Origin of the sequence: Thalassotalea psychrophila, from assembly GCF_031583595.1 — a bacterium.
Lineage (GTDB): Bacteria > Pseudomonadota > Gammaproteobacteria > Enterobacterales > Alteromonadaceae > Thalassotalea_A > Thalassotalea_A psychrophila.
Genome location: NZ_CP134145.1, coordinates 3,176,228 through 3,202,121 on the forward strand (window position 1 = coordinate 3,176,228; position 25,894 = coordinate 3,202,121).

The window sequence follows — 25,894 nt, forward strand, 5'->3', positions numbered from 1 at the left end:
TAAATGTATAAACTTATCCTTGTGATTAGCTAATTAGCGCTTCAACAACCATAATATATATATTCATATTTATTTACTTTAGGGATAGAGGTTTATTCGAGTAGTAATGAATACCTTACGTTATTTTTAACCGTGTCTGATAAACCAATTAAAAACAAAACAACTGAATCAACAGTTATAAAACATACCGTTGATGGATTTTCAGTACCTAAAGAATTGCATAACGGTTTTAGTTTAGGTGATGTCGTAGTTGAACCAGATCTTGGTTTAATCATAAGAAACTCCGAGCGCCATCACGTAGCCCCAAAAGCAATGGAAATATTGTTATTTTTAGCAGCGAATAATTGTGAAATAGTCTCTCGTGAGCAAATATTATCATTTGGTTGGGGAGATACAAAAGCGTCTAAAACAAATATCACTCATATCATCAGCGAAATAAGACATGCGTTAGATGATCACAAAGAATGCCCTACTTATATCCAAACCATCCCAAGAAAAGGTTATAGGATGATGCAACCAACGTTGGCAAAACCAAGTTCAGGGTTATTTGGTTTTACTGACGATTACGAAAATCAACCACCCGCTAATACTCGTTGGCGTTTAACCCTTTCAATATTTAAAAGTAGCCGATTATTTAAGGCCAGTGCGGCTTATGTGCTTATTTCATGGGTGTTATTGCAAGTATTTTCCATAGTTCTACCGGTTTTTAATGCGCCAAGTTGGGGAGTAAAGTTTGCCACTTTAATTCTTATTGTCGGTTTTCCATTGGTTATCAGTTATCAGTGGCTAAAAGAATTAAAATTTAAACGGCAGCACTTAATTAGTAAAGCGAATAAGGCTAAATTCTTTTACCAACAGCTTTTTGTCGATTCATTTTTTGTTTGCATTGTTTTAAGTGTTATTTACTACTTATCTACTCACTTAATTACGTTTATTGAGGTTGAAGCTGAGCAACAAACTAGCATAGAAAGCAGTATTTTAACTGTTGAAGTTGTAGATAATGCTGTCGCTGTGCTTAGTTTCAACATTCAAAATTCTTCGACAAACGGCGAACAACTTCCAGAATATGTGGTCTCAGGTTTACAGGAAGAGTTAATTAACTATTTAGCCCAAAAGCCGAGTTTTAAAGTGGCTTCAATGAGAGCAACAAATGCCTTAGAAACTGACGCAAATATAGATGTTATCAAAGGCCGTCTAGGGGTTCGTTATATTCTTGAAGGCAAAGCTAAATATGAACAAAATAAAATTATTGTTAATACCAGTCTGATAGATTCAGTAAGTGGTTTTCAAGTATGGGGAGTTGAAACTAAAGGCGAGTTAACAAAAATATTAAGTTTATATGCAGAGCTTTCCAGAAAAGTAGTAAGTGCCTTGCATTTGTTAGTGCCCGATAACAATGATCAATTAAGTAATAATCAAAATTCGATGCCAACAACTAACTTTGAAGCTTACGATGCTTATCTGCAAGGTAAGAACGAATATCGAAAAACTAAAAGTATCAATTCTTTAATGACCGCCGAAAGTCTTTTTAATATAGCCTTAAAATTAGATCCAGAGTTTATTAAGGCTTCTGCTGCCCTTTGTTTAACTTATTTAGATCTTTATCTTTTAGGGAAAGACCCTCAACATTATGCAAAAGGGGTTGAAGTATGTGATTTAACGGCCAGTTATAAGTCAGAAAGTGTGGATTCCTATTTGTCTCTAGGTAAGTTAAATATGATCAGAGGAAAACAACAAGATGCAATTAAATATTTAGAACAAGCTTTAGCAATTAATAACCAAGCGACTGATGTTATTGCAACCCTGGCAGAAGTATATTTTAACCTTGAGGATAAAGATAAAGCTGAAGAGCTCTATTTGCGAGCAATTGAACTTGAACCTGCCTATTGGAGAAATCACTATCAATTTGGTATTTTTCTTCATTATACCGGTCAATATGAACGAGCAGTTTCTCAATTTAACAAGGTTAATTTACTAAATGACAATGTAGCCAACTCTTATAATGCTTTAGGCGGTGCATACTTTTTAATGATGGATTGGGAAAATGCTAGTGTTGCTTGGTCAAAAGCGTTAGCTATAGAGCCCTCTGCTCTTACCTATTCAAATTTAGCCACTAGTTTATTTTTCTTAAAACAATTTGATAACGCGGCAGAAATTTATTTGCAAGGAAGCAAACTTACCCCAAACGACAATACCATATGGGCAAACTTAGGTGAAGCATATAAATACTCAGCAACTCAAAATAACAAGGCGTTTGGGGCTTTCAACAAAGCGTTAGAATTAGCCTTGCAAAAAGAGATAATTAACCCTAAAAATGAATCAATTCAGTCTCAAATAGCGCGCTATTATTCAGAACTAGATCAATGTTCCGTAGCTGACTCTTATGCCCAAACGGTTCTCAATAAACTCCCTACCGATCCTTATATTTTCTATAGCTTATCCTTAATGTATTTAAATTGTGATCGAATTATTGACGCTGAATATATGATCGAAAATACCATAAAGCTTGGCTACCCCAAAGAGCTGTTATTGGCAGATCCGCAATTTTTGGTCTATAAAGAACAACTTAGCAAGTTGTTTAATAATTAAGCAATACTAAAATTGATACCAAGTTTCTAGTTGTAATCAGGGTATTACTCTTAAGGATAAATTATGAGTAAACTAACACTAACAAAAACCAGCTTAACAACCGTTATTACCTTCGTATTTGCAAGTTTCTTGTTTACCTCGAATGTTGCTAACGCCAATACAATTAAAATGAACCTAGATGCAAGTAATTGTGTCACCAGTTTATCGCCGAGCGATAAATCGAGTTGTGCGACAGAATTTCCAGGAGTGACAAGCCCATGCGAAGGGAAGAAGGATTGTGTCTGTACTAAAAAAGACAAGCATATAGAGTGGGAATTTGCAGAAAACAGCAAAAAACAAAACTTTACCATAGATTTCAAAAAAGGATCACCATTTGGTGAAAACTGTAAATTGGCATCACCAAACGGAAATAAAATACGCTGCAAAATTGATAAAAAAGGTGCCGCGGTATCCCCACCTAGTTTCTACTATTCAGTTACAATAGCTGCATGTGCAGCAGAACCGTATGACCCCATAATTATCGTAGGCAATTAACCTAAGTACTTACACATATTAAACAGTAAATGGAAGTTAAACTAACTAGACTTTTCTGTTGTAGAAAGGTCTTTTAGTATTTCTCGGCGGGCCTCTGTTGTATAGCCAATATACAAGCGAGCAAATCGAATTGCATAACCAAAACGGTTAACGCCAACAATATTTATACATTCTAGAAAGAAGTCTTTGTGCAAATTAAAGGTCTTAACATAAAAGTCTACTGCTTGATTAAGATCAGAATACGTTACACCGTCAAAAGCGAATTGTTTGCCAAGTGTTGTATCTTCTATTTGCTCACCATTACACCACAACGGCCAACTTGAAAAGTTAACCCTGTCTCTTGCTATTTCAAACATCATCCAGCCGCTTTTGGCAAAACCTTCAAAACTACCACCTTCAAAGCCAGCATTTGCAAGCTCTTCTTTTGTCCAGTTTTTTCCTATAGCTAAATCTTTCTGATAGCGTTTGGCTAATGCTTTTTTAATTTGTTCTCTACACCTGTATATATCGATAGCCTGAGATGTTTTGGCAAGAGACTTACACTCACGGCATATAGGTACAGAAATAGCCTGATGAGGGCAGTCTATCAGGCGATCTTTAGTGCTTGGGAATAACAGTTGTTGGTTACTTGGCTCTTGGCAAAACCAACAGCAGTGACGAAAATTAAATGGGATTTCAATTTCTTGGTGGGCAAGGCTATGATCAACATGTTGATGTATGCTTTGCTCACTTTGATAAAACTGATCCGTATCGGCATTTGCTATTCTTTTCGAGTGTGGAACAGCTTTATTAGAATTATTATTCATTATCTATTTTTTCAGCACTATTAATACCATGAACCCAGACCAAATTAACAATAAAGACTTTATGCAGATAGCAATTGCTTTTATTTTGTTGAATAACGACTTGCACGTTTTTGCTTGGCTTTAGGCCTGCCTACGTCTGTACGTTTTTTGGCTACACTTCGATTCTTATCTTGCTGTGCCTGATAGCGGTTTCTAGTGCTAGTATTGCTTGCTGCCGCTTTTTTCTCGGATTTAGTTGCATAATCCAGAGGATCGAACTCATAACCTTTCAATTTTACTTGTTCAATACTGTAACCAACAACTTCTTCTATGTTGCCTAAAAACTTATTATCTTTAGGTGATACAAATGAAATTGCAGTACCAGACTTACCCGCTCGGCCAGTGCGGCCAATGCGATGGATATAATCTTCAGGTAGAAATGGTAAATGATAATTAACTACATACTCTAAGTCTTCAATATCTATACCACGAGCAGCAACATCTGTTGCAACAAGCACTCTTACTTTACCTTCGGCAAAGTCTTCTAGCGCTTTATTACGTGAGCCTTGTGATCTGTCGCCATGACATAGTGCAGCTTTGATACCGTCAAGCTTTAACTCTTTGGCAATTTGATTAGCACTTTCTTTTGTGCCGGCAAATACCATTACCTGCTTCCAGTTATTTACACCGATTAACTCTGCTAGCATTTCGCTTTTGCGTTCTTCAACGACAGGATAAACATAGTGACGAACTTTTGATGCTGTAGCATTTTGCTTGGCTGTTTCTAAAATTCTAGGGTTAGTTAAAAACTGTTTAGTCAGCGTTTTCACTTTATTAGAAAATGTTGCCGAAAATAATAACGTTTGATGTTGATGTTTAACTGTTTGTAAAATTGACTCAATGTCTTTCACGAAACCCATATCCAACATACGATCAGCTTCATCGAGCACAGCAAATTTCACCTGCGTTAGGCTAACGTTTCGTGCTTCTAAGTGCTCTTGCAAACGACCTGGTGTAGCAACCAAAATATCGGCACCAGCTTTTAAATTTTTGATCTGACCAGCTGAGTCTACACCACCAAACACTACAGCTGTTTTTAATTCAGTAAATTGAGTGTACTCGCGAATATTCTCTGCAACTTGCTTAGCAAGCTCTCGAGTGGGCGTTAGAATTAGCGCACGAACAACTGGCATAGTCGATGCTTTGTGCTTTAAAAGTTGCTCAATAATTGGCAGTGCAAATGCAGCTGTTTTACCTGTACCTGTTTGTGCACTTGCTAATACGTCTTGACCAGCGCGAACAGCAGGAATAGCACGCTGTTGAATTGGCGTCATACTTGTATAGCCGCATGCTTTTACAGCTTTCAATAAATTATCTGGTAAGCCAATAGAATCGAAGCTCATGAAGTGTCCTGTTTAGTTAGGTAGGTTATACCAAGTGGTATGGGTAATAATGGCGCAAGCATAGCAAAAAAACGCATTATTATCATCTATAGATCTTAATACTACGAATAAAGTGAGCCAACCTCGAGTTGGTGGGACTTCAGTCTCACATGCGAGGTTAAAACCCCGCCAACCGAGTAATGGCATTCCTTCATCCCTGAAGTGAGCCAACCTTATAAACATCCATGTTTAGTTGGCATTCCTTCATCCCTGAAGTGAGCCAACTTTTTAAACATCCATGTTTAGTTGGCATTCCTTCATCCCTGAAGTAAAAATAGTTAAGCCCGTATAACGAGGTTTAAAAATATTAAATGTCTATAGGTTATTTGATTCGTGTATTTTCTTCGCTCCAAATACCTGGAGTTAAGTTCATTTCTTGCTCTTGTTCTTGCGTAGCAATGAAACGTGGAATATCACCTTTATCAATATGACTATTGTAGTCTTTAGCAAGCGTAACCAAGGTTTTGGTTAACAAGATAAGGGCAACAACGTTAACTACTGTCATTAATGCCATAGCTAAATCAGCCATACCAATAACTTCACCTAATGTTGCAATTGAACCATAAAAAATCATCCCTAAAAATAATGCTAAGAACACTAAACGGCCTATTTTATTATTCATTTTTATAAAGGGTAACGCGTTTTCAGCATACGCATAATTCGCCACCATTGAAGTAAAACCAAAGAAGAAAATAGCTAAGGCAATAAAATCACTGCCCCAAGTTCCAACTTCATTCACAAGCGCTTGTTGGGTTAATTGAATGCCAAACGTTTGGCCAAGCTCAATGCCACTTAATAAAATGATCATTGCAGTACAGGTACACAACACTATGGTGTCAAAGAATACACCAAGCATTTGCACATAGCCTTGAGATGCTGGATGTGGAGGGTACGGTGTTGCTGCAGCTGCTGCGTGAGGCACACTACCCATTCCCGCTTCATTTGAATATAAGCCGCGTTTAATACCTTGCATTAAGGCTACACCTATCATACCGCCACCAGCTTCTCGTAGACCTAAAGCTGAACTAACAATATTTGCTAATATTCCTGGAATTTCACTTATGTTAGCGCCAATAACCCACAGTGCAACAAGCAAATAGGCTACGCCCATAAATGGTACTACTAGCTCAGAAAACCTGGCGATTTTTTTCATTCCGCCTAGCACAATGATGCCGGCAAATATTGTTAAAAATATTCCCGTCATCCACGGTTCAATATTGTAAGAAAAATTAAATGCTTCCGCGATAGAGTTTGCTTGTGGCGCAGAAAATATAAGTCCGTAACCAATAAATAAACAAATTGAAAAAATAAGCGCTAAGGCTGGGCTTTTTAACCCTTTAAGCATATAAAATGCTGGGCCACCACGATAATTACCATCTCTATTTTCTTCTTTGTACAGTTGACCTAATGTGCTTTCAGCAAAAGCAGTTGCCATACCAATAATAGCAATAACCCACATCCAAAACATTGCGCCTGGGCCACCAATAGAAATAGCTACCGCTACGCCCATAAGGTTACCAGTTCCTACACGAGCAGCAAGAGAAGTACATAACGCTTGAAAAGACGTAATTCCGTGGCCATCACCTTTACGGGAATTTTTCATTACTGAAAACATATGACTAAAATGGCGGAACTGAATTGCTTTTAAGCGGGCGGTAAACCATATACCTGCAAAAAGTAATAAAGGTACTAAGGCATAGCCCCAAAGCAACCCATTTAACCAACCAACAATCTCATTTATCAAAATATGATCCTATGTTGATACTTACGATGTAAGCATCATTAAAAGTGATAGTAAGTATAGTGCAACTACCACAAAATGAATTAATGCTTGGTATGATAATATTGCTTAGCCTAAATTGATATTTAAGTTTTGTATTTTTCTGTGATCAATGCTTTTAATTCAATAACTTGAGCTTGTAATTGGTCGATTTGCGCCCTACTAGCTGGTTCACCACCATCTGCTGACTCACCATGTGACTTAGCTCTTTCTATTTCATGTTCGTCAGCCATAACCTCTAATACAGTTCCTACCATCATATTTAAGAATATAAAGGCGGTAAAAAATATAAAGGTGATGTAATACACCCAACTCATCGGATACACAGCCATTGTTTCGTACATTACATCAGTCCAATCTTCGAACGTAGCAACGCGGAACAAGGTTAATAATGAAATGGATACATCACCCCATAAAAAATCATTAATCTCGTTAAATAAAATACTGCCAATTGCCGCATAAATATAAAAAATAACAAACATTAATAAGGCGATATAGCCCATCCGAGGTATTGCTTTTAATAGTGCATTAATAAGCATTCTTAATTCTGGTACCATAGATACCAAGCGTAATACTCGAAACACTCTCAATAATCGAGCTAATAGCACCCCAGAGCCACCAGCAGGGATCAAGCTACCAATAACAATTAAACTATCAAAGATGTTCCAACCATTCTTAAAGAATTTTGGTTTATTGTCTGTTGCTAAATAGCGAATCACAATTTCTACAGCAAAAAAGATGGTGATGCCCATATCCAATAAGGCCAATATCGTGATCACTTGCTTTGGTAAATCATGAGTTTTCGCACCAATAAGTAATGCTGAAATAATAATTACCGAGATGACTACCCCTTGAAACATTTTACTTGAGTCAATACGCTTAAGTTGATTTTGGAGTAATGAAATACTTATTGTCATGTTTAATTTGGATAAATTTTAAAGTTAGGTTGCCGTTGATATAAGGCTTACAAGAGTAAATTCAACCTTTAATATCAAATTAACCATTAGCTTTTACTTTTAATACGGGTATATTAACCACATGTTAAACGTCAGCGCTTTTAATGAATGAATCTTTCCCAGTTTATAACCTTAATATCTTTAGCCGCCATTTGGGGTGCTTCGTTTATGTTCATGCGCATAGCTGCGCCAGAGTTTGGCCCAGTCCCCTTAATTACGATTAGGGCTGCTGTCGGTTTTATCACTTTACTGCCTTTTTTATTGTTTTTTAAAGGTGTTCGAGATATTAGCAACAATTGGTTTAGCATTTGTGTCGTTGGCTTAACCAACACCGCAATTCCTTTTACTCTGCTAGCGTTTTCGGCACTTAGTTTAAGTGCGGGTCTCAACTCCATACTAAATGCAACGGCTCCTATTTTTGCTGGCCTAATTGCTTTTGTTTGGTTTAAAGAGAATTTAACTGTGAGTAAAACAACGGGATTAATTCTTGGCTTTCTAGGGGTAGTTTCTTTATTTTTCACAAAAACAGATGTGAGCTTTGAAGCAACATCAATAGCGATCATTGCCGGATTATTTGCAGGACTTAATTATGGATTTGCTGCCTGTTACACTAAAAAGAAATTAACAGGGGTAAATACCCTAGCCATAGCCACAGGCAGTCAGTTTTTTGCAACATTAGCATGTTTACCATTTCTGCCTATGACTTGGCCAAGTACCCCAGTGAGTGATTTAGCACTTTATTCGTCAATTACGCTCGGCACTGTTTGTACGGCATTAGCCTATATATTATATTTTCGTTTAATTGCTTCGCTAGGTCCTGAAAAGGCGATCACCGTTGCGTACTTGATCCCGGTGTTTGGCATAGTTTGGGGCGTATTGTTTTTACATGAGATTGTCACACTGTCAATGTTGATGGGCGCAGCGTTAATTTTATTTGGCGTTAGTATGACTACTGGTATGTTAAAAATGAAAACGTCGAAAAACAATACCTAGCTATCTGTTTTAAATGGCAGGTAAGAACTCGCTGATTGCATATATTCATTATGATAGCGTTGCTCTTTTTCGATGAAATCAGCGATAGCGTGTTTAAAATTTGGTAAAGGTATTAAGTAATTACCATAGAGTTTAACCGGTTCAAAACCTCGAGCGAGCTTATGCTCTCCCTGTGCTCCAGCATCAAAACATTGCAGGTTATGTTTAATGCAATACTCAATACCTTGGTAATAACAGGCCTCAAAATGCAAAAACTCATGCTCTTGAATGCATCCCCAGTACCGACCATATAGGTGAGTATCAGATTTAAAAAACAACGAGCTTGCAACAACCTCTTGCTTATCATTGATGACTTTCAGTAACAAAGTACTGTCAGCACATTGCTCAGACAACAGAGTAAAAAACTCAAGATTTAAATAACCTTGATGGCCTGAGCGTTTTAGGTAGGTTTGTTGATAGCAACTGTAAAAACTACTCCAGTCTTGCTTTGTAATGTGTTCGCCATTACACCAAACAAAATTTAACTTATGCTGAACTAGGTTTTGCCGTTCCTTTTTGATCATTTTTCGCTTCCGAGCAGTCATCCGCGATAGAAAGTCTGAAAATGATAAGTAGCCTTTATTTAACCAATGGTATTGCACGTCAGTACGCTGTATTAACCCTAATTTAGCAAGGCTATCACTGGTTGTTTTATCTAAGAACAAACATTGAAAATTAGAAGCTTCGATTTGATCTAACGTTTGTTCAAGAACACCAACAATTAAAGCTAAGATTTTTTGACTAAATTGTTCAAAATCAGGATGAATACCAATCCGCTTGCCGGTTGCCGGAGTAAATGGAATAGCGCTGAGCAGTTTAGGGTAATAGGAAATACCATGAGCTTGATATGCATCAGCCCAACTCCAATCAAACATATATTCGCCATAGGAATGCTGTTTTAAATAACATGGCATAGCAGCAATTAGGGTATTTTCGCGATGAATGAGTAAATGTTGTGGTTGCCAACCTGAGGCTGAAGATACTGCACCACTTTGCTCTAGGGCATGCAAAAATGGGTATTGATAAAAGGGATAACTGTCATGAAATATGGCCTGCCAATGCTGTTTATTTACGTGTGATATTTGGGTTGCAAATGTTGCAGTAAATTCAGTCATTCCAGGCCATTTTTATTTAATATAAATCAATTTTTTATTGCTCTAAAGATTTTTATAAACATTACCGTTTTTCATCACAAATTCAACTTGTTCAAGTTGACTAATATCTTTTAAAGGGTTTTTATCCATGGCAATTATATCAGCAAATTTGCCCGCCTCCAGAGTTCCTAAGGTAGCACTTTTATCAATTAAATCAGCAGCATTAACTGTGGCCGACTTTAAAATATCCATAGGTTCCATACCCGCATTAAACATTAATACAGCTTCATGAGCATTGTTGCCGTGACGAGAAACACCAGAGTCAGTACCAAAAGCTATTTTAACTCCAGCTTTATAGGCTCGGCCAAAGTTTTTCATCATATCGCCACCAACTCTTATTGCCTTAGCTTTTATCGCATCAGACATAAAGTCACTGGTTTTTGCCATATTAACTACAGTGTCACCAGCTAATAACGTTGGAACCAAATAAGCGCCTGAATATTTAAACAGTGTAATGGAATCATCATCTGCGTAACTGCCGTGCTCAATACTGTCAACGCCAGCTTTCAGTGCCGCATTAATGCCTGCTGCCGCATGTGCATGACTAGCAACTTTTCTTCCTAATGCATGTGCTGCGTCAACAATCTCTTTAATTTCATCATCAGCCATTTGTTGTCCTGTACCAGTGTTAGTATCTGATAACACCCCGCCCGTAGACGTGATTTTAATAACATCTGCACCAAACTTTATTGCTTTTCGGGTGGCCTTTCTACATTCATAAGGTCCATCACAAATAGTTTTTGACGTGTACTTTTCCATTAAATCATGGCGCATGCCATCCACATCTCCATGACCACCCGTAACAGAAACCCCACCTGATGCGATAATTCTTGGACCATCAATCCAGCCTTTATTTATACCATCTCTTAATGCGTAAAGTTGTTGTGGATCAGCGCCTAAATCTCGAACAGTAGTAAAACCAGCAAGAAGGGTTTTGTTTGCAAAACTAACACTACGCATACCAACATCTTCAGCTGACATCTTTAAAGTATCACTTGCATTTGTAGGCCCTAATTCACCTTGTAAATGAACATGCATGTCCATTAATCCGGGCATAACAAAGCTATTTTTCAGATCAAAATAACTTGCATTTTTATCGATATCTTTGGCTCTAATAAAGCCTTGTTGAATGTCAGTGATTTTATCATCAGTAATAATGATGGTTTGATTTTTAAGTACAGTTTTACCGGGAACAGTCAATAACTCCCCAGCATGAATGACTTTAATATCAGCAGCTTGTATTGATAAGGGTAATATCGACAGGATTAACAGCGCGAGTTTAGATTTATTATTCATTGAGAGCCTAAATTTTTTATTTTAATTTTTGTGTTCGAAAAGCACAGAGAGTTATTTAATAGCCTATTATTATCATATGCAGTTAATTATTAACATATACATAGTTATAAATTCTATTTTTATTTGAGGTATTTGTAATGAAACTAATGAATAGCATATCAATTAAAATATTTATTTTAGTTTTACTATTAGTAGTAAGTTTCAATGCTTTAGCAAACCAAGGTGATTGGTATTTAAAACCCAGTATTGGAGTTTCTGCTTTTGATGATACTGATGCAGAACTAAACTCTATAGTTAATAGCAGTGAAAAAATCGACATCGAATTCGATCCAGGGGTAACTTTGGGTATTGGGTTAGGATATTTTTTTACTGATAATATATCGCTAGAGTTAAGTTTTAACCAACATGAAAACGATGCTGACATGACGTTTAGCAGTGTTGGTATCGATGCAAATGATAAAGTAGAAGGTGAATTTAAAGTAAGTTATTTAACTATAAATAGTTACTGGCACGTACAGCGCAAAGGTAGTTGGCGTCCTTATTTAGGTGTTGGTGCAGGGATAACAACAAATGCAGAAGTTAAAGTAGAAGCGACTAGCAATGAGGTAACCTTGGAAAATGATGGTGATTTGGTTTTTCAGCTGATATTTGGCTTTGATTATGAATTAACTCGACAATTGGCTCTGTTAACAGAATTAAAATACACCAATATAGAGTTAACTGATCTACAAAGAAGCTCTGCAGATCAGCGTCTCGATAATTTGCAATACAATCCGTTTACTTTACAGTTTGCCTTGCTTTATTCGTTTTAAGCTTTAGCTTAAAACCAATAAATATCAATAGAGCCTAGTGGTGATGTCCGCCAACACCATGTGCATGGCCGTGTGAAATTTCACTTTCTTGTGCTTCACGTACATCAACAATTTCGATATTAAAGTTTAACGTATGACCAGCTAATGGATGGTTTGTATCAACCGTAACCATAAATTTACCTACTTTAACTACGGTAACTTGGCGTTCACCTTGTTCGGTGTGAACAACAGCAACCATACCAGGAGCCCATTTTTCAGCGCCTTGTAAGTGTTTTGCAGGCACACGTTGAATCGCTTCTTCAATATACTCACCGTAACCGTCTTCAGGGCTGACAGTAACATCAAATTTATCGCCTTTCTCTTTACCTTCTAGCGCGTTTTCAACGCCGATGATCATATTTTTATGACCACATAAGATAGCGACAGGATCTCCACTGGTTGAGTCTTCGATTACATCACCTTGCTCTGTTTTAAGAACATAGTGAAATTGCACAATAGTATTTTTCGTTATTTTCATTGTTATTCCTGAAAATGGGATAGTTTCTGAGGATAATTATATCCTACAACCTAGCAAAAGAGCATAGCCTGTACAAAAAAAAGCCCGCAATTTGCGGGCTTGGTTAATTAAATTTTGACCTTTAAATATTACAAGGCTTTAAATATTTTCTCTACTGAGTCTTTCGCATCGCCAAATAGCATTGCCGTATTATCTTTAAAGAATAATGGATTTTGCACACCCGCATACCCGGTATTCATTGAACGTTTGAATACAATAACTTGTTTTGCATTCCAAACTTCACAAACAGGCATACCGGCAATTGGGCTTGTTGGGTCTTCAGCGGCTGCCGGGTTAACTGTATCATTGGCGCCAATAACAAGAACAACATCGGTTTCAGGGAAGTCATCATTGATTTCATCCATGCCTAGTACGATGTCATAAGGCACTTTGGCTTCAGCTAATAATACGTTCATATGGCCAGGTAAACGCCCCGCTACAGGATGAATGGCAAAACGCACGTCTATACCACGCTCTTGTAGTGCTCGAGTAATTTCATACACAGGGTATTGAGCTTGCGCAACAGCCATACCATAGCCTGGAGTAATAATAACTGATTTAGCTTCAGTTAATAAATCAGCAGTTGCTTCAGCGGTAATTTCTTGATGTTCACCGTAATCTACATCTTTGGCAACTTGAACGTCAGTACCAAAACCACCAGCAATAACGCTGATAAATGATCGGTTCATCGCTTTACACATAATATAAGAAAGAATAGCGCCTGATGAACCAACTAAAGCGCCAGTGATGATAAGTAAATCATTACCTAACATGAAACCTGCAGATGCTGCTGCCCAACCAGAATATGAATTAAGCATTGATACAACAACAGGCATATCTGCGCCACCAATTGATGCAACTAAGTGCCAGCCAAATAGAAAGGCAATAACCGTCATAATAAGCAATGGGTTTAACGCACCGCCAGCTTGAACAAATTCAACCATCAGGTAAATACAAACAATACCGGCAATTAAATTTAGTTTATGACGCTGTGGCAACATTAGTGCAGAGGTATTAATAATACCTTTAAGTTTAGCAAAGGCGACAATAGAACCGGTAAAAGTAACCGCGCCAATAAATACACCTAAAAACACTTCCACGTTATGTATGGTTAGTGCTGCACCAACCATTAACACACTGTGATCTAAAAAGCTGTTATAGCCAACAAATACTGCAGCCAAACCAACAAAGCTGTGTAGTACTGCTACTAGCTCTGGCATTTCAGTCATTTCAACTTTTTTAGCTAAACGTAAACCAATAAGGCCACCAATACCCATACAGGCAACAATTAATGGCACACCAGTAACTGCAGGGTTAACAACAGTAGCAATTAAGGCAATAGACATACCAATGATGCCGTACCAATTTCCCGCTTCAGCAGTTTCTTGCTTGCTTAAACCAGCAAGACTCATAATAAATAACAGAGCCGCAATAATATACGCAGCTGTAATAATTCCTTCAGACATAATAACTACTCCTATTTCCGAAACATTTTAAGCATGCGTTTGGTGACAAAAAAGCCACCGGCGATATTAATGGAGGCAATGAGAATAGCTATCCCCGCCAGTACCTGCACAGCGAGTGAATCACTGCCGACTTGTAATAAAGCACCAACAACAATAATTCCAGAAATTGCATTAGTAACACTCATTAATGGTGTATGTAATGCGTGAGTAACATTCCAAACTAAATGATAACCAACAACACAGGCTAAAATAAACACAGTAAAATGCGATAGGAAATCAGCTGGTGCAACACTTGCTATCCAGGTAAATCCAATAGCGGCAGCTGCCATGCTAACGTATTTAACAGTATTTGATTTTGGACCTTCTTCGACCACTACAACCGGCGCTTCAACTTTAGGCGCAGCAGGAGCTGCTGAAACTTGAATAGGAGGTGGTGGGAAAGTGACTTCCCCATCCTTAACCACGGTCATGTTGCGCAGTACCACATCGTCAAAATCAATATTGATATTGCCGTCTTTTTCTTTACACAATAACTTCATTAAGTTAACTAAGTTATTTGCATACAACTGGCTTGACTGGTTAGGTAAGCGAGAAACAAAATCTGTGTAACCAATAATTTTCACTTGGTTAACTTCGTTTATTTCACCAGGAACAGTTAGTTCACAGTTACCGCCACCAGGAGCCGCTAAATCAACAACGATAGAGCCCGGTTTCATCGCATTAACCATTTCTTCGGTAATGAGTTTTGGTGCTGGACGGCCTGGGATCATCGCCGTAGTAATAATGATATCAACATCTTTGGCTTGCTCTAAAAACAGAGCCATTTCAGCATCAATAAATGCCTGGCTCATTTCTTTAGCGTAACCATCACCACTACCGGTATCTTCTTCTTCGTAATCAAGCTCAAGGAACTCGGCGCCCATACTCTCAATTTGTTCTTTTACTTCCGGACGAGTATCAAATGCACGTACAATCGCTCCTAAACTTCCTGCGGTACCAATTGCAGCAAGACCTGCTACGCCAGCGCCAATAATCATTACTTTCGCTGGTGGTATTTTACCCGCCGCGGTTATTTGGCCCGTTAAAAAACGTCCAAAATGATTAGTTGCTTCAATAACAGCACGGTAACCGGCAATATTTGCCATAGAGCTTAACGCATCCATAGATTGCGAACGCGTCATTCTAGGCACCATTTCCATGGCTAAGGTGTCTACGTTTTTAGCACTTAATTGTTCCAATAACTCTGGCGTTTGAGCTGGGGCAATAAAGCTTACTAATTTTGCACCATCTTTTAATAACTCAACTTCAGCTGATTCAGGTTGATTAACCTTCATCACAATATCAGCTTGCCAAGCTTGCTCTTTAGTTACAATTGTTGCACCTGCGTCTTGATAAACAGTATCGTTAAAACTGGCCTTATCACCAGCGCTCTGCTCTACAGCTACTTCAAAGCCAAGCTTTATTAACGCTTGAATTGATGCTGGAGATGCCGAAACACGATTTTCACCTGAAAGACTTTCTTTAGGTATACCGATTTGCATAGAATCTACCTTAATAATAATTATTTAGTTGATGTAAATATTAGTACAATTTCAATCATTTAATTTATGACTTTATTGTTTTTAGTTGTTTAAATTTGTTCTTTGATAAATTTATTAGTAACACTTTTAAATCATAATTAGAACCTTAACTCTAATTATTTGTGTATTTTTTATCGAATTTAAAAAAAACTACGCAAAAAGACCTGAAATAAGGTATCTTTAGATAAACCGTAATAATAAATAACAAAAATATACGTCCCTAAAACCAATTACTATTTTATAAATTATTAGTAGTTTTTGGAAACAGCACTCGCCATATTGAGACTTGGGAAGTGGATAAGAAGTATTATTCACTTTGTGCTAACGGATGCGATAATAAGCAGGGTATGAATAAATTAATTTTGTTGCTTATGGTTTGGCTTAACTTTAGTTCTTCAGCTATTGCAGAAGAAGTATTGTCTGAAGAGTCCATAAACCATATTGCTCAACAGTTTGTAGATTTTCATAAAACAGAAGCCATGGGGCTACTGCAAACGATTTTATCTCCAGAAATATCTGTAACCGTAACCCAAGGTTCTAACGGTTACGGATTTGTCCTGAACTATTCTAAAATTGAATACATTAACTATTTGGCCCAAGGTCATAAAAGTCGGTCTCGAATTGGCACTGACGTATCTTTCATTTCCTCTGAAATATTAGGAAATCGTGAAGCAAAAATTATCATGCGTTATCGTTCGAAAAAACTCAATAAATACGTTTGGGTTGAAGGAATCATTAGTTTGGTCGATGGTAATGCTATGTTGATACAACTTGAAGAGTATACGTAAAAGCGAGTTACGAGAGTTTAGAAACGAAAAGCAAACTCCACCTTTTAAATTCAAATCATAATTCCATATCGCTTAATTTAAAATGTTCAGAGGCGAGAATCTAGAAACGAGAGTTGAACAGCTATTGTTTTAAGGCACGTTTTAACCGAAAGAAGGTCCCGTTCAACAACATAACGGGATGACGCGGTTTAAGTTAACAAGCACGGTATATACCATTAGAAAATATACACCGTCATCCCGGAATCGCGCAGCGATATCCGGGACCTCCTGCAGCATATTGTTGTTCTAAATATTACTCCTAAGCTTTCAGCTTCTCTCTCGCGCTCTGTATCATCACATAACACACAGGAATAATAAGCGTACCAATCACTAACGCTACCGTCATACCGCCAAAAACAGTAATACCAAGAGACTTTTGACTAAACATCCCTGCCCCCGTAGCCATAACTAGTGGAACAATACCGGCGATAAATGAGACACCAGTCATACACACAGCTCTAAAACGTAATTGTGCAGATGTACTTGCTGCATCTAAAATAGACTTGTTTTCAATTTCTCTTAAGTTTCTGGCGAACTCAACGATTAATATCGCATTTTTAGCTGCCATGCCTATCAGTAATATCAAGCCAACTTGTGCAAATAAGTTCAGTGGTAAACCAACAACATTAATTGCTCCTAAGGAGCCAGCAATGGCTACAGGCACTACCATAATTATTGATATTGGTATTGACCAACTTTCATATTGCCCCACTAAAAATAAGTATATAAACACTAATGCCAATGCATATGCATAAACAGCCATATTGCCAGCTTCAATTTCTTGGTAAGTCATGCCGGTCCATTCATATTGGAAGCTTTGCGGTAATACGTTAGCCGCAACCTCTTCTAAGGCGGCAATACCATCACCTGAACTATAACCAGGGCTTGCGGAGGCTCTAACACTTACTGAATTAAATAAGTTGTAACGCTCACTTAAATCTGGCCCATGAATATCTTTTACTGACGCAACTGTTGATAACGGGATCATGTCTCCATTGTTATTGCGTAAATATAACGATTGAAGATCTGAAATGGTTTCTCGGTATTCAGGTTTAGCCTGCATGATCACTTTATAAGTTTGACCAAACTTATTAAAATCATTTATATACACCGAGCCCAATTGCGCCTGCAGGGTATTAAAAATACTATCAACACTTATACCCAGAGTTTTTGCTTTAGTACGGTCAACATCAATTAAATATTGCGGTACATTTGCTCTATAAGTACTATAAACACCGGTTAATGCAGGATGTTGGTTCGCTTCTACCACAAATTGGTTTAACACGCTGGCTAATTCACTTGCCGATGCGCCAAGCTTGTCTTGTAGTATAAACTCGAGTCCCCCAACAGCCCCCATACCAGGTACCGCAGGCGGTGCTATAGCAAAAACCTGTGCTTCGGGAATATGCATAAAGGCTAAATAGTTAACTTTTTGAGTGATTGCAAAGACGATGTCTTGCCGAGCCTCTCGTTCATCCCAATGCTTTAATACCATAAACATAGAGCCAGCATTACTTTGTGCAGCTCCATTTAAAATACTATAACCAGAAACAGAAGTAATACTTTCTATCCGATCATCTTTTTGCAGTTGAGTAGTTAACTTTGCTAAAACGTCTTCGGTTCGACTAATAGAACTTGCATCGGGTAATTGTACACTAACGATAAAAATACCTTTATCTTCAGATGGTACAAAACCCGTAGGGGTGTTCATAAAACCATAACCTAACACAACAAAAAGAATTACTAATGCAACTGCCATGGCAAATGTTTTACGTATTAGGATAGCAACTGCTGCACCGTATTTATCTTTTATAAAATTAAAGCCACTATTGAATTTTTTAAACCAAGTCGCTTCTTTCTCGTTAGATTTCAATAATAACTTACACAAAGCAGGTGACAAGGTTAACGCATTTAGAGAACTAAATAATACTGCGACACATATAGTTACCGCGAACTGGCGATACATAATACCAGTTAACCCAGGAAGCATTGCCACAGGAATAAATACTGCAAGCAAAACTAATGTTGTTGCAATAATAGGACCCGACACTTCTTCCATGGTTTTAGTCACGGCGGTTTCAGGCGTCATAGAGGGGTCTTCACTTAAGTGTCGTTCAGTATTTTCTACTACCAAAATGGCATCATCTACCACTACACCAATGGCTAATATCAAACCAAATAAAGTTATTGTATTTATCGACATGCCAGCTAATAACAATACTGAAAATGACGCTACCAGTGACACTGGAATCGCTATGGATGGCACCAAAGCAGCACGCCAGCTCCCTAGAAATACAAAAGTAATTGCGATTACTAAACCTATTGCTTGTAATAAAGAAATCACTACTTTAGAAATTGAAGTGCTTACGTAACGGGTGGTGTCATAACCAATAGAGTACTCAAGGCCAACTGGAAACCCATGTGACATCTCGGCTACTAATTCTTTTACTTTTGTGCCTGACTCTAAAGCATTTGCGCCAGGTAAAAGATATAAAGCTATTGTAGTAGCATCTTTACCATCAACTTGAGTGCTTACGGCATAGTCGGCTTGTCCTAACTCAATATCGGCAACATCTTTTAGCAGCACTAAAGAGCCACTATTATCAGCACGTAAAACAATTTCTTCAAATTCTTTAACTGTGGTTAGTTTACCTTTAGCTTGTAATGAATATTGAGTTTGTACATTGTTATCATATGGAGGAGCGCCAACTTTACCAGCGGCAACTTGAATGTTTTGCTCTTGCAATGCGGCTTTAACATCACTAGGAGTAACCTTTAATCCAGCCATTAATTCTGGATCAAGCCAAATACGCATTGAATATGCGGCTTCGCCCATGATGGTCGCCTCTGAAATACCATCCACACGCTTTAGCGCATTTAATAAATTGATTTTGGCATAATTTGAAATGAACACTCGATCAAATTCATCGTTATTGGTAAATAAGTTAACTAAAAATAACATGTCAGGAGATTGCTTTTTAATAGTTAAGCCAGCGGTTCGAATCTCAACAGGTAATTTGGGTTCAGCCATAGAAACTAAGTTTTGTACCCGTACTAAAGCCTGATCAGGATCGGTGCCAACAGCAAATGTTACGGTGAGTTTATAAGTGCCATCGTTGGCACTTTTTGACGACATGTAAATCATGCCTTCTACGCCATTTACAGCCTCTTCAACTGGCTGGGCAACACTTTCTTTAACCACTGATGATGAAGCCCCTGCATAGTTTGCGCTAACCACAACTTGCGGAGGAGCTACACTTGGGTATTCAGATATTGGTAAATTAATACCCGAAATAATGCCAATTAAAGTTAACACTATAGCAATAACTAAGGCCAGTTTAGGCCGAGTAATAAATGTTTTACTAATCATTCTTATCGCCTATGAGTCACTTGAATTTTGACTGGATTGGTCTGCGGACTTTGTTTTTACTTCTTGGCCTTGACGTATTTTTTGCACGCCTCTTACAACGACCACATCACCAAGTTTTAAACCCTGTTCAACGATAACTAATAAATCAACACGTTTACCCAAATTTACATTGTTGCGCATAACTTTATTACCCTCAACAACAGTCATTACATAATCGCCTTGTTGATCAGATTGTACCGCCGTTTGCGGGATCATTAATGTATCAACACTCGCCTTAGATTTTACGATGACTGTCACATATTGCCCGGGCTTTAATATTCCTTGAGGATTAGGGATAGTTGCTCTAACCTCCATAGAACCTGTTTCTGGATTAACTCTATTGGATACAAAATCAATTTGACCTTGATGTTCATAAATATCAGTTTTATCAAAAGCAATTAATATTGTTGGTTTCAACGCTGCCATTTCATCTTTACTGAGATGTGCTTTTTGTAATTTACGGACCATTTTCCAATATGTAGATTCACTGATTTGAAATGGTACTTCCATGGTGTTTATCGAAACAATTGTGGTTAAAGAACCCACCTCAGGACTAACCAAATCTCCAACGCTGAATTTGCTACGATCTATTTTTCCTGAAATAGGCGCAAGGATGCGAGTATACGATAAATTAACTTCTGCACTATCAAGCTTGGCGTATGCCGCTTCTACTGCAGCATTACTTTCTGCTACCTTATCTTCAAGGGCATCAAGTTCAGAATCAGAAATATAACCATCGGGCTTTAATTCCTGCCCTCTATTGTAGTTCTTTCTTGCTATTTTTAGTGCTGACTCTGACTTTGCGACTTCTGCTTTTACTTGCTTATATTCTGCTTGTAACTCTTTGTCGTTTAATTCAATTAACACATCACCTAATTCAACATTACTACCTTCTTTAAAATTAATTTTTGTGATCCGTGCTTTCACACGAGCTTGGATCTCAACATCACTTGAAGCAGTTAAACGCCCAACAAAAGTATTTCTGACTTGATATGGATATTGCTCTGCACTTTTCACCACCACTTCAACTTGTGGTTTTTCTCGTTTTTGCTGGCCGCAAGCAAGCAAACTTAGCAAAGCTATTATTATTAAAGGGGTTTTAATCATTTTCATTGGTTTCATAAAAATTCCGAAGATTTAGATATTAAGTATAAATTTAATTACAAGTACTTACAGTGAGTATAGACATCATTTACATTATGACCTAAAGACATTGATATTAATCAATAAGTTTCAATTTCATTGTTACAAATAACCATTAAATTGTAATCTAACGTAACCAAACTGGCATTGGTCGTAAAACAGCCAAATTGCGGTCAAAAGTAATTACACTGAGTGAAATAATTAGAAACACTTTGTAAATGTTAATGTTTCGTTAACTCATTATAATGTACAGCATTAACAATGTGTAAAAAACGATTGGAATTCTTGTCATGAATTTAACCCGTAGCTCCTTAAATAATCCCGCTGCTATTCTAGTGATTGTCGCGCTTATTTTTGTATTTGGAGCGATAAGTATTGCTAAACTGCCGATCCAGTTAACGCCTGATATTGAACAGCCGCAAATAACAATTTCAACCGGTTGGCGCAGTGCTTCTCCACAAGAGATGGAATCTGTGATCATAGAGCCACAAGAAAATGTTGTTAAAAACACTCGTGGTGTAACCGATGTTACCACCAGTATTAATAGCGGTTTCGGTAATATTACCCTAACGTTTGCTGTTGGCACTAATATGCAACAAGCCATGCTTGATGTAATTAATAAGTTGAATCAAGCTCCACCATTGCCATTAGATGCTATTGAACCTGTTGTTGCTGCTGGTGGCGGCCGTGGAGGTCCAAATGCCGCGTCTCTTTTAGTAAAAATATTAGATAGCAATCCAAATAAAAATATTGGTAGTTATCAAAAACTTATTGAAGATGTTGTTGAGCCTAGACTCGCTCGAATTCCTGGTATTGGTCAAGTAAACTTAAACTCTAAAAGACCTAAAGAGCTACGTATTAGTTTTGACCCGTATCAAGCCGCAGCAATGGGCATTGAACTAGGTAAAATTAGTTCTACAATTGCTCGTTCAGCGGATATATCTGGTGGCTTTGCTGATGTAGGGAGAAGACAATATACAGTTCGATTTATTGGTCAATATGATGTTAGTAGCCTTAATGACATGATCATAGGCTATCAAAATCAACGTCCTATATTTTTAAAAGACATAGCAACTATAGAAGAAGCTTTGGTTGACCGCTTTGGCTTAACGTTACGAAACGGTAGCCCAGCTTATTACATCACAGTAACCCGTAATAATGATGCCAATACGGTAAAATTATTAGATGATATCAACCTTGCTATTACCGAACTCAACACAGGTGTGTTAACTGAGCATGGCGTTACTATTGATTTAAGTTTTGATTCATCAGTACATATCAGAAATGCCCTAACCCTTGTAAAAAGTAACTTGGGTTTAGGTGTGCTACTAGCGCTAGGAGTTTTATGGTTATTTTTACGCGGTTTAAAACCAACGCTAATTATAGCCAGCACCATACCAATCTCATTAATGGTAGCATTTTTAGGTTTAAGCCTGTTTGATCGTAGTCTGAACGTAATATCACTAGCAGGTTTGGCATTTGCAGTTGGTTTGGTGCTCGATGCTGCAATTATTGTTCAAGAAAATATTGTTCGCCTTAGAGCTAGCGGTGTTAAAAATCACAAAGCCGTTATTCAAGGTGCATTTCAGGTTACCGGGGCATTATTTGCTTCTACCGCAACCAGTGTCGCAATATTCCTACCTATTCTGTTTATGCAAGGCATTGAAGGACAGTTGTTTTCTGATTTAGCATTAACGCTATCAATAGCTGTTGTTGCTTCATTGGTCGCTGCAATTACAGTTTTGCCTATTGCCAGTAAATATTGGTTAAAAGATTTACCTGAAGCAGATCCTTTTGAACATTACTGGCAAAAAATCACTTCATTAGTTATGCGTTTAACGAACTCATCAATAAAACGATATACATGGATTAGCATTTTACTCGGTGGTTCAATAGCACTAAGTGCATTGCTTGTTCCTAAAACCGATTTTATGCCTAGAACCCCTATAGATGGTTTCTTCTTTAATATCAGCTTACCACCGGGCGGTAACTTAAATTTTATAGACAAAGAAATGGCACAATTGGTTAAGGAGCGTATTCAGCCACACTTAACCGGCGAACAGTTACCTAAGATAAAAAGCTATAACTTTTATTCTTATGGTGCAAGTTTCAGTGGTGGCTTTATTTATGCTGACGACCCTAGCAAAGTAGAAGAGTTAATGACAATAGTCCGCAGTGATATTCTTTCAGAACTACCAGATACGCAAGTGTATTTATTTAGGGGCTCAATGATAAACGTCAGTGGCGGAGGGAATGGTCGTTCAGTAAATTTAGATATTCAAGGGCCAGATCTTGAAGAGCTGATGTTAACTGCAAAAACCGGAATTAGCGCCATCAACCAACACATGTCAGGAGTAAGTGCCCAACCCATCCCTGGTTTATCAATGGCAGAGCCTGAATTACAGCTCATCCCCAATGATCGCCGTATTGCACAAGCAGGGCTCAATAGAAGCGATGTTGCCAATGCCGTAAGAGCCTTTACCGATGGTTTATTTGTTAGTGAGTATTTTGACGGTAACGATCGGATGAACATTATTCTGCGTGGTTCACAGTGGTCAAACCCAGATGAACTGGCATCTTTGCCAATTTACACTCCACTTGCCGGAGTACAAACATTGGGAGAGCTTACACAAATTAAACGCACAGTTGGCCCTACTCAATTGCGTAGAGTTGACGGTAAACGAACAATCAGTTTAAGGGTGTCACCGCCAGAAGACATGTCTCTAGAGGAGACAATAAGCACATTGAACGAACTCGTAATCCCACAAATGAATCAAGTTTTACCGAGTAATGCTACGATAAAATTAAGTGGCAATGCTAATAAAATGAAACAAGCGATCATCGATATGATCACTAATTTCATACTCGCATTAATAATTTTATTTTTACTGATGACAGCGTTATTTAAATCCGCAAAAGATAGTATTTTAGTGTTATTAGTGATGCCAATGGCTGTAGCCGGTGGCGTGATTTCATTAGCGCTTTTAAATCTTGTATCATTTCAATCACTAGATTTGTTAACAATGATTGGATTTATCATTTTATTAGGACTAGTAGTTAATAATGCCATTTTATTAGTTGATCAAACCAGAGTCGCTGAAGCTGAAGGTGCTAACCGTAGAGTTGCTGTAGCACAAGCGGTAAGAATAAGAGCCAGACCAGTTTATATGAGTACCTTAACAAGTATTTTTGGCATGCTACCGTTAATGGTAATGCCAGGTGTTGGGGCTGAAATTTATCGCGGTTTAGCCACCGTTATCGTTGGCGGCATGACAATAAGTGCCATATTTACCTTAATTCTACTACCAAGTTTATTACGCTTAGGCGAAGAAACAAACAAGGGTAGTTTTGACAATATAGATGCAAAAGATTTACACGTAGAAAATTTGCAATCAAAAGCAGTAAATGAGTAATAATTATGAAAATATTTTTAATGAAGTCCGCAGTTCTAATTAGTAGCTTATTATGTTTAGGTAATGTTGCCTTTGCTCAAGCTGAGCGCCCCGCTAGCCCGGTAAAGGTTGAACTTGTTAAACACACTAATTTATCGCCGAGCGCCAATTTATTAGGTACCGTTTATAGTCGCTCAAATGTCGCGATTACAGCTGGTGTAAGTGGCCAACTACAATGGATTATTGAACCTGGCAGTTATGTAAATAAAGGTGAAACGCTAGTAAAAATGGATACTTTTCCACTTGAACTATTGCAGCTTGAACAGCAGGCTCAAATTAAGCGAGAAAATATAAATTTAGCCTACTTAAAGCGTGAATTAGCTCGCTTACAGACATTAAAGGCGCAAAATAATACTGCCGAATTCCAACTAGATCAAACTCGCTCTAAATATGAATTAGCAGCGGCCGATTTAGAAATTGCGCAATTAAAGTTAAAACAAATTAATGACCAAATAGAGCGTGCTCATATTGTTGCGCCTTTTACTGGTGTTATAACGGAACGTTTAGAACGAGAAGGTAGCGATGTAAATCGCTCGCAAGTACTATTAAGGTTTATTGATACTGAAAACCTTCAGGTTCGTTTGTTTGTACCAATTCGTTACATGGCCTTTATTAAAAGGGATAAACCACTAACGGTGTTTAGTAATAATTATCAAACTAAAGCGCAAATAAACTCGATAATTCCTTCAGCAGATCCGCGTTCGCAAACTTTTGAATTGCGCATTACCTTAGATCATGACAGCGTACAATACTGGACTGCTGGAGAATTAGTTAAAGTAGAGATCCCCGTACAGGCTGAAATTGAAACCTTAGCAATTCATCGTGATGCGCTGATTTTACGTCGAAATGAAACTTACGTGATGAAAATAGACGAAGAAAATACCGCACATAAAACGACAGTTACTGTTGGTGATGGTCAAGGTGATTGGGTTGCAATTAAAGGTGACTTAGAAGCTGGAGATAATGTTGCTATTCGCGGCGCAGAGCGTTTACAAGAGGGACAAAAAGTTAGTATACAAGATAGAAGCTAAAATCAGAAACGAGAGACTAAGAACAAAACGGTTATCAATCAAGTTGGACT

18 protein-coding genes are annotated in these 25,894 nt (G+C 37.8%); 7 read left to right on the forward strand and 11 right to left on the reverse strand.

From position 1 onward, the window contains the following. The first annotated feature begins 132 nt into the window (after nucleotides 1-132). Both RGQ13_RS12995 and RGQ13_RS13000 read left to right on the forward strand, forming a co-directional pair. On the forward strand, nucleotides 133-2,589 hold the full coding sequence (locus tag RGQ13_RS12995; RefSeq protein ID WP_348390175.1) for a winged helix-turn-helix domain-containing tetratricopeptide repeat protein: 2,457 nt from the start codon (nucleotides 133-135) through the stop codon (nucleotides 2,587-2,589). Nucleotides 2,590-2,652: 63 nt separating this feature from the next. Then, a complete protein-coding gene (locus RGQ13_RS13000) occupies nucleotides 2,653-3,123 on the forward strand; it encodes a hypothetical protein (protein WP_348390176.1) in 471 nt (156 codons plus the stop codon). Nucleotides 3,124-3,164: 41 nt separating this feature from the next. Here RGQ13_RS13000 and RGQ13_RS13005 read toward each other — a convergent pair whose 3' ends face one another. The 4 genes from RGQ13_RS13005 to RGQ13_RS13020 form a co-directional block, all read right to left on the reverse strand. Continuing rightward, the gene (locus RGQ13_RS13005) at nucleotides 3,165-3,929 is read right to left on the reverse strand and encodes a hypothetical protein (protein WP_348390177.1); all 765 of its coding nucleotides are present in this window, start codon (nucleotides 3,927-3,929) and stop codon (nucleotides 3,165-3,167) included. A gap of 80 nt (nucleotides 3,930-4,009) precedes the next feature. Continuing rightward, the gene (locus RGQ13_RS13010; RefSeq protein WP_348390178.1) at nucleotides 4,010-5,311 is read right to left on the reverse strand and encodes a DEAD/DEAH box helicase; all 1,302 of its coding nucleotides are present in this window, start codon (nucleotides 5,309-5,311) and stop codon (nucleotides 4,010-4,012) included. Nucleotides 5,312-5,672: 361 nt separating this feature from the next. Next, nucleotides 5,673-7,094, reverse strand: a complete 1,422-nt coding sequence (locus RGQ13_RS13015; protein ID WP_348390179.1) for an alanine/glycine:cation symporter family protein — start codon at nucleotides 7,092-7,094, stop codon at nucleotides 5,673-5,675. A gap of 122 nt (nucleotides 7,095-7,216) precedes the next feature. Continuing rightward, nucleotides 7,217-8,047 (reverse strand): ion transporter, encoded by an 831-nt coding sequence (locus tag RGQ13_RS13020; protein ID WP_348390180.1) that lies wholly within the window; start codon nucleotides 8,045-8,047, stop codon nucleotides 7,217-7,219. 147 nt (nucleotides 8,048-8,194) lie between these two features. Between RGQ13_RS13020 and RGQ13_RS13025 the strand changes: the two genes are divergently transcribed. Next, on the forward strand, nucleotides 8,195-9,079 hold the full coding sequence (locus tag RGQ13_RS13025) for a DMT family transporter (protein ID WP_348390181.1): 885 nt from the start codon (nucleotides 8,195-8,197) through the stop codon (nucleotides 9,077-9,079). On the opposite strand, the gene RGQ13_RS13030 is transcribed toward RGQ13_RS13025, so the two are convergent. Next, a complete protein-coding gene (locus tag RGQ13_RS13030) occupies nucleotides 9,076-10,233 on the reverse strand; it encodes a GNAT family N-acetyltransferase (protein ID WP_348390182.1) in 1,158 nt (385 codons plus the stop codon). The two genes, RGQ13_RS13025 and RGQ13_RS13030, sit on opposite strands and share 4 nt — an antisense overlap. Before the next feature lie 42 nt (nucleotides 10,234-10,275). After that, a complete protein-coding gene (locus tag RGQ13_RS13035) occupies nucleotides 10,276-11,568 on the reverse strand; it encodes a metal-dependent hydrolase family protein (protein WP_348390183.1) in 1,293 nt (430 codons plus the stop codon). Between the two features lie 137 nt (nucleotides 11,569-11,705). Between RGQ13_RS13035 and RGQ13_RS13040 the strand changes: the two genes are divergently transcribed. Beyond that, nucleotides 11,706-12,380, forward strand: coding sequence for an OmpW/AlkL family protein (locus RGQ13_RS13040; RefSeq protein ID WP_348390184.1), 675 nt, complete (start codon nucleotides 11,706-11,708; stop codon nucleotides 12,378-12,380). 34 nt (nucleotides 12,381-12,414) lie between these two features. On the opposite strand, the gene RGQ13_RS13045 is transcribed toward RGQ13_RS13040, so the two are convergent. The 3 genes from RGQ13_RS13045 to RGQ13_RS13055 form a co-directional block, all read right to left on the reverse strand. Beyond that, nucleotides 12,415-12,897 (reverse strand): FKBP-type peptidyl-prolyl cis-trans isomerase, encoded by a 483-nt coding sequence (locus tag RGQ13_RS13045; RefSeq protein ID WP_348390185.1) that lies wholly within the window; start codon nucleotides 12,895-12,897, stop codon nucleotides 12,415-12,417. Between the two features lie 128 nt (nucleotides 12,898-13,025). After that, the gene (gene pntB, locus RGQ13_RS13050; RefSeq protein ID WP_348390186.1) at nucleotides 13,026-14,402 is read right to left on the reverse strand and encodes a Re/Si-specific NAD(P)(+) transhydrogenase subunit beta; all 1,377 of its coding nucleotides are present in this window, start codon (nucleotides 14,400-14,402) and stop codon (nucleotides 13,026-13,028) included. A gap of 11 nt (nucleotides 14,403-14,413) precedes the next feature. Further along, nucleotides 14,414-15,943: a Re/Si-specific NAD(P)(+) transhydrogenase subunit alpha gene (locus tag RGQ13_RS13055; protein WP_348390187.1), complete on the reverse strand. Its 1,530-nt coding sequence runs from the start codon at nucleotides 15,941-15,943 to the stop codon at nucleotides 14,414-14,416. A gap of 386 nt (nucleotides 15,944-16,329) precedes the next feature. Between RGQ13_RS13055 and RGQ13_RS13060 the strand changes: the two genes are divergently transcribed. Further along, a complete protein-coding gene (locus RGQ13_RS13060; RefSeq protein ID WP_348390188.1) occupies nucleotides 16,330-16,770 on the forward strand; it encodes a hypothetical protein in 441 nt (146 codons plus the stop codon). Nucleotides 16,771-17,068: 298 nt separating this feature from the next. On the opposite strand, the gene RGQ13_RS13065 is transcribed toward RGQ13_RS13060, so the two are convergent. After that, a complete protein-coding gene (locus RGQ13_RS13065; RefSeq protein ID WP_348390189.1) occupies nucleotides 17,069-20,179 on the reverse strand; it encodes an efflux RND transporter permease subunit in 3,111 nt (1,036 codons plus the stop codon). 9 nt (nucleotides 20,180-20,188) lie between these two features. After that, nucleotides 20,189-21,340: an efflux RND transporter periplasmic adaptor subunit gene (locus RGQ13_RS13070; protein ID WP_348390190.1), complete on the reverse strand. Its 1,152-nt coding sequence runs from the start codon at nucleotides 21,338-21,340 to the stop codon at nucleotides 20,189-20,191. A gap of 311 nt (nucleotides 21,341-21,651) precedes the next feature. Between RGQ13_RS13070 and RGQ13_RS13075 the strand changes: the two genes are divergently transcribed. Beyond that, nucleotides 21,652-24,774: an efflux RND transporter permease subunit gene (locus RGQ13_RS13075; RefSeq protein ID WP_348390191.1), complete on the forward strand. Its 3,123-nt coding sequence runs from the start codon at nucleotides 21,652-21,654 to the stop codon at nucleotides 24,772-24,774. A gap of 5 nt (nucleotides 24,775-24,779) precedes the next feature. Next, nucleotides 24,780-25,844 carry an efflux RND transporter periplasmic adaptor subunit gene (locus tag RGQ13_RS13080; protein ID WP_348390192.1) on the forward strand — a complete coding sequence of 355 codons (1,065 nt, stop codon included), beginning with the start codon at nucleotides 24,780-24,782 and terminating at the stop codon, nucleotides 25,842-25,844. Nucleotides 25,845-25,894 lie beyond the last annotated feature (50 nt).